Source organism: Parafrankia discariae (assembly GCF_000373365.1).
GTDB lineage: Bacteria > Actinomycetota > Actinomycetes > Frankiales > Frankiaceae > Parafrankia > Parafrankia discariae.
The window spans coordinates 188,773-198,393 of sequence record NZ_KB891274.1 but is presented as its reverse complement, the minus strand read 5'-3'; the positions used below and the strand labels follow the sequence as shown (position 1 = coordinate 198,393).

The window sequence follows — 9,621 nt, the reverse complement described above, 5'->3', positions numbered from 1 at the left end:
CAACGCCAGGACCGGGTGGTTGTTGCGCCGGGCGTCCGAGAGCCGTTCGAGCAGCAGGATGCCGGCGCCTTCGGACCAGCCGGTGCCGTCGGCGGTGGCGGCGAAGGACTTGCACCGGCCGTCGGCGGCGAGACCGCGCTGGCGGCTGAACTCGATGAAGGTCGTGGGGCTGGCCATGACGGTGACGCCGCCGGCGAGGGCGAGGTCGCATTCGCCGCTGCGTAGTGCCTGGGCGGCGAGGTGCAGGGCGACCAGGGAGGAGGAGCAGGCGGTGTCGACGGTGACCGCCGGGCCCTCCAGACCGAACGTGTAGGCGAGCCGTCCGGAGATCACGCTCGAGGTGTTGCCGGTGAGCAGGTAGCCCTCCAGCTCCTCGGGCGCCCGTGGGCCACGTGAGCCGTAGTCGTTGTACATGACGCCGGCGAACACGCCGGTGCGCGAGCCGCGGACCGAGCCCGGGACGATGCCGGCCCGCTCGAACAGCTCCCACGCCGTCTCCAGCAGCAACCGCTGCTGCGGGTCGGTGGCGAGCGCCTCGCGTGGGCTCATCCCGAAGAACTCCGGGTCGAACCGGCCGGCGTCGTAGAGGAACCCGCCCTCCCTGGTGTAGGAGGTGCCGAGGTGGTCGGGGTCCGGGTCGTAGAGGGCGTCCGGGTCCCAGCCGCGGTCGGTCGGGAAGGGGCCGACGGCGTCCCGGCCGGCGGCGACCAGCTCCCAGAGCTGCTCGGGGGACGCGACCCCGCCGGGCAGACGGCAGGCCATCGACACGATGACGATCGGGTCGTCGGACGGCCCGGTGCCGCTGACCCGGACGGGTGCGGCGGGGACGGCGGCCCGCCCACTCTCACCACTGTCCGCGAGCTGGCCGAGCAGGAACGACGTCAGCGCGTTCGGGGTGGGGTGGTCGAAGACGACGGTGGCGGGTAGGCGCAGGCCGGTGGCGGTGCCGAGCCGGTTGCGCAGGTCGACGGCGGCCAGCGAGTCGAAGCCGAGATCGCGGAAGATCCGGTCGGCCTCGATCGTCGCGGCGGTCGCGACTCCCAGCACGAACGCCACGTTCGACACCACCAGGTCGAGAACCACCGGGCGGCGGTCCGCCTCGGGCAGCGCGGCGGTGCGGATCGCCCACGACTCCGTCCCGGCGGCACCGCCGGTCGCAGCCTGGCGTCGCGGCCGCCGGACCAGGGACCGCAACGGCGCCGGCAGTGTCTCGCCGCGCGCCCGCGCCGCCAGCGCGGCGGAGTCGATGCGTACCGCTACCAGGGCCGGCTCGTCCGGCGTGGCCAGGGCGGCGTCGAGGAGTGCGAGACCCTGCTCGACGTGCAGCGGCAGCAGCCCGGACCTGGCCCAACGGGCCTGGTCGGCGGCGTCGAGCGTGGCGGCCATGCCGCTGGTGTCGCTGGTGCGGCCGTCGCTGGTGCTGTCGGTGCTGTTGTTGTTGGGGGTGGGGTGCCAGAGGCCCCAGGCGATGCTGGTGGCGGGGAGGTGGTGGGTGTGGCGGTGGTGGGCGAGGGCGTCGAGGTAGGCGTTGGCGGCGGCGTAGTTGGCTTGGCCGGCGGTGCCGGTGGTGGCGGTGATGGAGGAGAAGAGGAGGAAGGTGTGGAGGGGGTGGTTGTGGGTGAGGGTGTGGAGGTGGGTGGCGGCGTCGGCTTTGGGGGTGAGGGTGGTGGTGAGGCGGTCGGGGGTGAGGGTCTCGATGGTGCCGTCGTCGAGCACCCCGGCCAGGTGGAGGACCGCGCCGAGGGGATGCTCGGCGGGAATGCCCTCGATCACCTCGCGCAGGGCCTCCCGGTCACCCGTGTCGGCGGCGGCGAAGCGGACCTGTGCGCCCGCCTCCGCCAGTTCGACGCCGAGCTCGGCGGCGCCCGGCGCCCGCTCGCCGCGCCGGCTCACCAGCAGCAGGTGGCGAACCCCGTGCCGGGCGACGAGGTGGCGCACGATGACCCGGCCCAGCCCCCCGGTGCCACCGGTCACCAGGACGGTGCCCGTGCCGTCGAACCGGCTCCGGGACCGGGCCTCAGCGGTGTCGGTGGTCTCAGCGGTGTCGGTGGCCGGCGCGATCCGGCCGAGCCGGGGGACGACGAGCTGGCCGTCACGAACGGCGAGCTGGTCCTCCCCGGCCGCGATCGCCGCGGCCAGCCCGGCAGGGGCGGCCGCCGGATCACCGGCCGGGAGATCGAGCAGGACGAAACGGTCCGGGTGCTCCGACTGCGCCGAACGGACCAGCCCCCACGCGGCGGCCGACCAGGGGTCGGCGTCGAACGCCCCCCGTGTCACGAGCACCAGACGTGCGGTTCCGGGACGTTCGTCGGCCAGCCACTCCTGCACCGCGCGCAGCGCGGCCTCCGCCGCGGCGCGGCCAGGACCGACCTCGACGGTGACCAGCTCGTCCTCACCCGCGCCGCCGGTGGTGCCGGTGGCGCCGGGGGAGAACGGCACCCAGTTCACCCGGTAGAGGTCGCGGACCTCCTCGGCGCCGGCCGCCCGGAGCTGGTCCGCGGTCACCGGTAGCAGCGCGACGGAGGCGACGGTGAGTACCGGGTGTCCGGCCGGGTCGGTCGCGGCCAGCGTCGGGTGGCCGTCGGTCGACACCGACCAGCGCACCCGCAGCCGCTCGGCGTCCGTGGCGTCGAGCTGGACTCCGGCCCAGGAGAACGGAAGGGGAAGACCGTCCGCGCGCAGGCGCGCCTCGCGGGCGACCAGCGGATGCAGTGCCGCGTCCAGCAGCACCGGGTGCAGGGAGAACCGTGGCGCCGAGGCGTTCTGCGGTCCCGCGGCCCCGGCCGGCGCGCCGGTACCGGTACGGGGGTCGGCGTCGTCCGGGCGGACCAGCTCCGCGAACAGCTCGTCGCCGCGCCGCCAGGCCGCCCGCACCCCGCGGAAGGCCGGTCCGTAGTGGTAGCCGAGGTCGGCCAGCTCGGCGTACAGCGCGTCGGCGTCGAGCGGCTCGGCGCCCTTCGGTGGCCACTCGGCGCCGGGCCCGGCCAGGGCCGGCGTCTCGACAGGCGGAGCCAGCAGGCCGGTGGCGTGGTGGGTCCACGGCTCGTCCGAACCCTGGGCGCGCGAGTGGACGGTCAGTGCCCGGGTGCCGTCCGCGCCGGGCGGGGCGACCGTGAGCTGCAGGGCGAGGCCGCCGGCCGCCGTCAGCAGCAGCGGCGCGTGCAGGGTCAGTTCCTCCACCCGGGCCAGACCCACCTGCTCACCCGCGGTGAGCGCCAGATCGACCAGGGCGGCGCCCGGCAGCGGCGTGGCGCCGAGGATCTCGTGGTCGGCGAGCCAGGGGTGGCGGTCGAGGTCGAGGGTGCCGGTGAACAGCAGGCCGCCGTCGTCGGCGCGCTCCACGGCGGCGCCGAGCAGGGGATGGCCGGGAGCTGTCAGGCCGAGTTCGCTCACGCCGGAGCTGGGCCGGGGCGGCACCAGCCAGTACCGCTGCCGCTGGAAGGGGTAGGTGGGGAGGTTGGTGGGGGTGGTGGGGTGGGGGGTGTGCCAGTGGGTGGGGAAGCCGTGGGTGTGGGTGGTGGCGAGGGCGGTGGTGAGGGTGTGGGTTTCGGGGTGGCCGGTGCGCAGGGTGGGGGTGGTGTGGGGGGTGAGGGTGGTGAGGGTGGGGTGGGGTCCGAGTTCGAGGTGCAGGGTGGTGTTGAGGGTGGTGAGGGTTTGGACGGCTTGGTGGTAGCGGACGGTGTGGCGGGTGTGGCGGGTCCAGTAGTCGGGGGTGGTGATGGTGTGGTCGGCGAGGGTGCCGGTGAGGGTGCTGATGATGGGGATGCGGGGNGGGTGGANNGTGAGGGTGGTGAGGGTGTGGTGGAGCTGGTCGAGGATGGGGTCCATGTGGGGTGAGTGGAAGGCGTGGCTGACGGTGAGGGGGCGGGTGCGGATGTTCTGGTTCTGGTAGTGCGCGGCGATGGTGTGGACGGTTTCGGGGTCGCCGGCGATGACGAGGGTGGTGGGGCTGTTGATGGCGGCGATGGAGGTGGTGGGGGTGAGGTGGGGGGTGATGTCTTCTTCGGTGGTGTCGATGGCGATCATGGAGCCGCCGGGTGGGGCGGTGTTCATGAGGTGGCCGCGGGTGGCGACGAGGGTGGCGGCGTCGGTGAGGGTGAGGATGCCGGCGAGGTGGGCGGCGGTGATTTCGCCGATGGAGTGGCCGGTGAGGTAGTCGGGGGTGAGGCCGTGGTGGGTGAGGAGGTGGTAGAGGGCGGTTTGGAGGGTGAACAGGGCGGGTTGGGTGTAGTGGGTTTGGTTGAGGAGGTGGGCTTGGGGGGTGTCGGGTGTGGCGAAGGTGATGTCGTGGAGGGGGTGTTCGAGGTGGGGGGTGAAGGCGGCGGCGGTTTCGTCGAAGGCGTTGGCGAAGACGGGGAATGCTTTGTAGAGTTCGCGGCCCATGCCGGGGCGTTGGCTGCCCTGGCCGGTGAAGAGGTAGCCGAGGCGGGGTGTGGGGGGGACGTGTCCGCGGGTGAGGTGGCCGGTGAAGAGGTAGCCGAGGCGGGGTGTGGGGGGGACGTGTCCGCGGGTGAGGTGGGGGTGCTCGCCACCGGTGGCCAGGGCGGCCAACGCCGCCAGCGCGTCGGCGGGGATGGTGTTGTCGGTGCTGGTGTGGATGAGGATGACGGCGCGGTGGGTGTGGTGGGTGCGGTGGTGGGTGAGGGTGGCGGCGATCGCGGCGGGGTGGGTGTCGGGCTGGTCGGCGAGGTAGGCCTGGAGGGTGCGGGCCTGGGCCTGGAGGGCCNGCTCACTGTGACCCGACAACAACCACGGCACGATGCGTGGGTCGTCCGGCCGGGTCGCCTCGGGCCCGGCGAGGTCGTCCTGGGGGAGGCGTGGCGCGGGAACGGGGACGTTGACCGTGCCATCGGTGTCACCGGTGGCGCCGGGGCCGGCGGGCGTGCCGTCGGGTAGATCCGTGGGGTCGGTGGTGGGCGCGTCGCTGGAGCCGACCGGCCCGGGATCGGGTGATTCCTCGAGGATGACGTGGGCGTTGGTGCCGCTGATGCCGAAGGAGGAGACGGCGGCGCGGCGGGGCCGGGCGCCCGGTTCCCAGGGTTGGCTCTCGGTGAGCAGCGAGATGTTTCCGCTGTCCCAGTCGACGTGCGGGGTGGGTTCGTCGACGTGCAGGGTGCGTGGCAGCTCGCTGTTGTGGAGAGCCTGGACGATCTTGACGATGCCGGCGACCCCGGCCGCGGCCTGGGCGTGGCCGATGTTGGACTTCAGGCTGCCGAGCCACAGAGGCTGGTCGTCGGGTCGGTTCTGGCCGTAGGTGGCGAGGAGGGCCTGGGCTTCGATGGGGTCGCCGAGNCGGGTGCCGGTGCCGTGCGCCTCGACCGCGTCCACATCGGCGGGGTTCAGCCCCGCGTTGGCGAGGGCCTGGCGGATCACCCGCTCCTGCGACGGCCCGTTCGGGGCGGTGAGCCCGTTGCTGGCCCCGTCCTGGTTGACCGCGGTGCCGCGGACCAACGCCAGGACCGGGTGGTTGTTGCGCCGGGCGTCCGAGAGCCGTTCGAGCAGCAGGATGCCGGCGCCTTCGGACCAGCCGGTGCCGTCGGCGGCGTCGGCGAAGGGTTTGCAGCGGCCGTCGGCGGCCAGCCCCCGCTGGCGGCTGAACTCCAGGAACATGCCCGGGGTCGCCATGACGGTGACGCCGCCGGCCAGCGCCAGGTCGCATTCGCCGCTGCGTAGTGCCTGGGCGGCGAGGTGCAGGGCGACCAGGGAGGAGGAGCAGGCGGTGTCGACGGTGACCGCCGGACCCTCCAGCCCGAACGCGTACGCCACCCGCCCGGACACGATGCTCGTCGTCGTGCCGGTGAGGAGGTAGCCCTCGACCCCGCCCGCCGGCTCGTGCAGCCGCGGGCCGTAGTCCATCGACGTCGCCCCGGCGAACACGCCGGTGCGCGAGCCGCGCAGCGATCCCGGGACGATCCCGGCCCGTTCGAACGCCTCCCAGGACGTCTCCAGCAGCAGCCGCTGCTGCGGGTCCATCGCGGTCGCCTCGCGCGGGGAGATCCCGAACAGTTCAGGGTCGAAGTCCCCGGCGTCGTGCAGGAACCCGCCCTGCCGGGTGTAGACGGTCCCGGGCTGGTCGGGGTCCGGGTCATAGAGCCCGTCGAGGTCCCAGCCGCGGTCGGTGGGGAACGGGCCGACGGCGTCCCCGCCGGCGGCGACCAGCTCCCACAGCTGCTCGGGAGACGTGATCCCGCCGGGCAGGCGGCAGGCCATCGACACGATGACGATCGGGTCGTCCGCCCCCGAACCGGTGCCCTCTCGTCGGCTCGGTGCGGCGGTGGCCGCGTGGCCGGTGAGCAGGCCGTCGAGGTGGGTGACGAGGGCGTCGACGGTGGGCTGGTCGTACACCAGGCCGGCCGGCAGCGTCAGGCCGGTCGCCTCGGCGAGGCGGTCCCGCAGCTCGACGCCCGCCAGGGAGTCGAAACCGAGGTCGCGGAAGGTGCGGCGGTGGTCGATGTCGTCCGCCGACCCGTGGTCGAGCACGGCAGCGGTCCGGTCCAGGACGAGGGCGCGCAGCCGCCGCGCCCGGTCGGCGTCGGCCAGCCCGGCGAGAGCGACCCCGGGACCTGTACCCGCCCCGGCGCCGTCCGCCGTGGTGCCGTTCACCGTGACGCCGTGCGCCGCGGTGCCGTCGACCGCCGTGCCGGCAGGAACAGCGGTGCTGGCGGGCACGGTGCCCGTGGGGGTGGTGCTCGTGGGCGCGGGTGTGTCCGCGAGCCAGTGCCGGCTGCGCTGGAAGGCGTAGGTGGGCAGGTCGGTCGCGCGTCCGCCGTGCTCGGCGAGGAGCCCGGCCCAGTCCACCTCGGCGCCCCGGACGTGCGCGGTCGCCAGCGCGCCCAGCAGGGTGGCGACCTCCCGCCGGCCGCGGCGCAGGGTCGGTACCGCCGCGGGGACGAGGGCGCTGAGCACCGCGTCCGGCCCGAGCTCGACGAAACCGGTGGCCCCGGCGGCGGTCAGCGCGGCTACCCCGGCGCCGAACCGGACGGTGTCGCGGACGTGCCGTACCCAGTAGTCCGGAGAGGTCAGCTGGTCCGTGGTAGCGAGGGCCCCGGTGACGTTGCTGACCAGCGGGATACGCGGTGCGCGCAGCTCCACCGCGGCGGCGGCCTCCCGGAAGTCGGCGAGCATGCCGTCCATGTGCGGGGAGTGGAAGGCGTGGCTGACGGTCAGCCGGCGGGTGCGCCGGCCGCGTTCCGCCAGTGCCGCGGCCACTTCGAGGGTGGCCGGCTCGTCTCCGGAGAGGACCACCGCCCGCGGCCCGTTCACCGCGGCGACGGCGACCCGCCCGTCCCGGTCGGCGAGCAGCTCCAGGACCTCGGGCTCGTCGGCCTCGACGGCGACCATCGCGCCGCCGGGCGGCAGCGCGCCCATCAGCCGGCCGCGGGCGGCGACGAGCGCCGCCGCGTCGGCGAGATCGAGCACTCCGGCGGCGTGCGCGGCGGCCAGCTCACCGATGGAGTGGCCGGCGAGCAGGGCCGGGCGTGGTCCCCAGCCGGTCACCAGCCGGAAGAGCGCGACCTCCACGGTGAACAGCGCCGGCTGGGTGTAGCGGGTGCTGTCGAGCAGGGCCGCGTCGGGACTGCCCTCGGCGGCGAACACGACGTCGCGCAGCGGCCGGTCCAGGTGCGGGTCGAACGCGGCGCACAGCTCGTCGAACGCGGCGGCGTACGCGGGGAACGCGTCGTACAGCTCGCGGCCCATCCCGGGCCGCTGGCTGCCCTGCCCGGTGAACAGGAACGCCCAGGAGCCGCCCGCCTCGCCCGGCGCCTGCCCCGTGACCAGGCCGGTGGCCGGGTCACCCTGGCTCAGCGCGCGCAGCGCGGCCAGCCGGGACGGCTGGTCGGCGGCCAGGATCACCGCGCGGTCCTCGAAGTGGGTGCGGGTCGCCGCCAGCGAGTAGCCGACGTCCACCGGGCGGACGGCGTCGCCACGCGAAGTGCCGTCCGGGCTACTGCCGGAGCTGTCCTCTTCCAACAGCGTGAGGAGGCGCCGGGCCTGCCCGCGCAGGGCCGGCTCGCCGCGGCCGGAGAGCACCCAGGGCAGCGGGAGATCCTCGGCGGGCGCCGTTCCCGGCACCGAGTCGGCCGGCACCGCGTCAGGTGGCGCCGCGTCGACGGCGACCGGGGGCGCGGCCAGGACCAGGTGGCAGTTGGTGCCGCCCATCCCGAAGGAGCTGACCCCGGCGATCGGCGCGCTGTCGTCCGCCGGCCAGTCGGTGGCCTCCGTGACGACCCGCAGGCCGAGCTCGTCCAGGGGGATCGCCGGGTTCGGCCGCTCGAAGTTCAGGCTGGCGGGCAGCCGCCGGTGGGAGAGGGCGAGAGCGGTCTTGAGCAGGCCGACCAGGCCGGCGGCCCCCTCGAGGTGACCCACGTTCGTCTTGGCCGAGCCGACCAGCAGTGGCCCGGTGTTCTCCCCGGCACGGGCCGCGCCGATCACCGCGCCCAGCGCCGCCGCCTCCACCGGGTCGCCGACGGGTGTGCCGGTGCCATGCAGCTCGACGTACCTCGCCCGCGCGGGCGAGACGCCGGCGGCCTGGTAGGCGGCGCGCAGCACCGCCTCCTGGGCGTGCTGGTCGGGCACGGTCAGGCCGGCGCCGCCGCCGTCGTTGTTGACCGCGCCGCCGAGCAGCACGCAGCGCACCGGGTCGCCGTCCGCGAGGGCGCGGGCGAGCGGCTTGAGGACGACGGCGACCCCGCCCTCGCCACGCACGTAGCCGTTGGCCCGCGCGTCGAAGGTGAAGCAGCGGCCGTCCGGCGAGAGCGCGCCGAAGCGGACGCTCGCGGCGGAGCTGGCCGGGGCCAGGATGAGGTTGATCCCGCCGACGATCGCCAGCTCCGCCTCGCCGCGGCGCAGCGACTCGGCGGCCAGGTGCACGGCGACCAGCGACGAGGACTGGGCGGCGTCCACGGTGAGGCTGGGCCCGGTGAGCCCGAGCAGGTAGGACAGCCGGTTGGCGAGCAGGCCCCGGCCGAGCCCGGTCATGGTGTGCCGGCCCGCCGCCGGGCCGCCCCGCTGATGGTGCAGGGCGGCGTAGTCGTCCCAGATCGCCGCGGTGAACACGGCGGTACGGCTGCCGGCGAGGGTGGCCGGCACGATCCGGGCGTCCTCGACCGCCTCCCAGCCCAGCTCCAGCAGCAGCCGCTGCTGGGGGTCGGTCGCGGCGGCCTCCCGGGGGGAGATCCCGAAGAAGTCGGCGTCGAAGCGGTCGACCTCGTCGAGGAACGCGCCGAACGGCGGCGCGTCCGCGGACCAGCGGTCCGCCGGCGGGGCGCCGACCGCCTGCCCGCCGCGCTCCAGCAGCCGCCAGAACGCGGCGACGTCCGGTGCTCCGGGCAGCCGGGCGGCCAGGCCGATGACGGCCACCGGTTCACCCGCCGCGGCCGCCGAGGGGAAGGCGGCCGCGGCGGGTGACTGCCCACGGGCGGACGACTGGCCATTGCCGGACGGGACCTGATCGTTGACCATCTGTGCTCGGGCTCCCTCGTGAGAACGACACGGCGGGTAGGCCTCGAGCGTCGGTGCGGTGGCTAACGGTGTCCTTCGCGCCGGCTAAAGCACCGGGGACGCGCCGGCCGCGGCCGGGGCGTCGTCAGTAGGCCAGCAGAGCCAGTTGGCCAGCAGGGT

At 75.0% G+C, this 9,621-nt stretch carries 1 protein-coding gene; it reads right to left on the bottom strand.

Going from position 1 to position 9,621, the window contains the following annotated elements:
- Positions 1–9,462: type I polyketide synthase (locus tag B056_RS42215; protein ID WP_018506034.1), on the bottom strand; the 9,462-nt coding region annotated here is incomplete at its 3' end.
- Positions 9,463–9,621 lie beyond the last annotated feature (159 nt).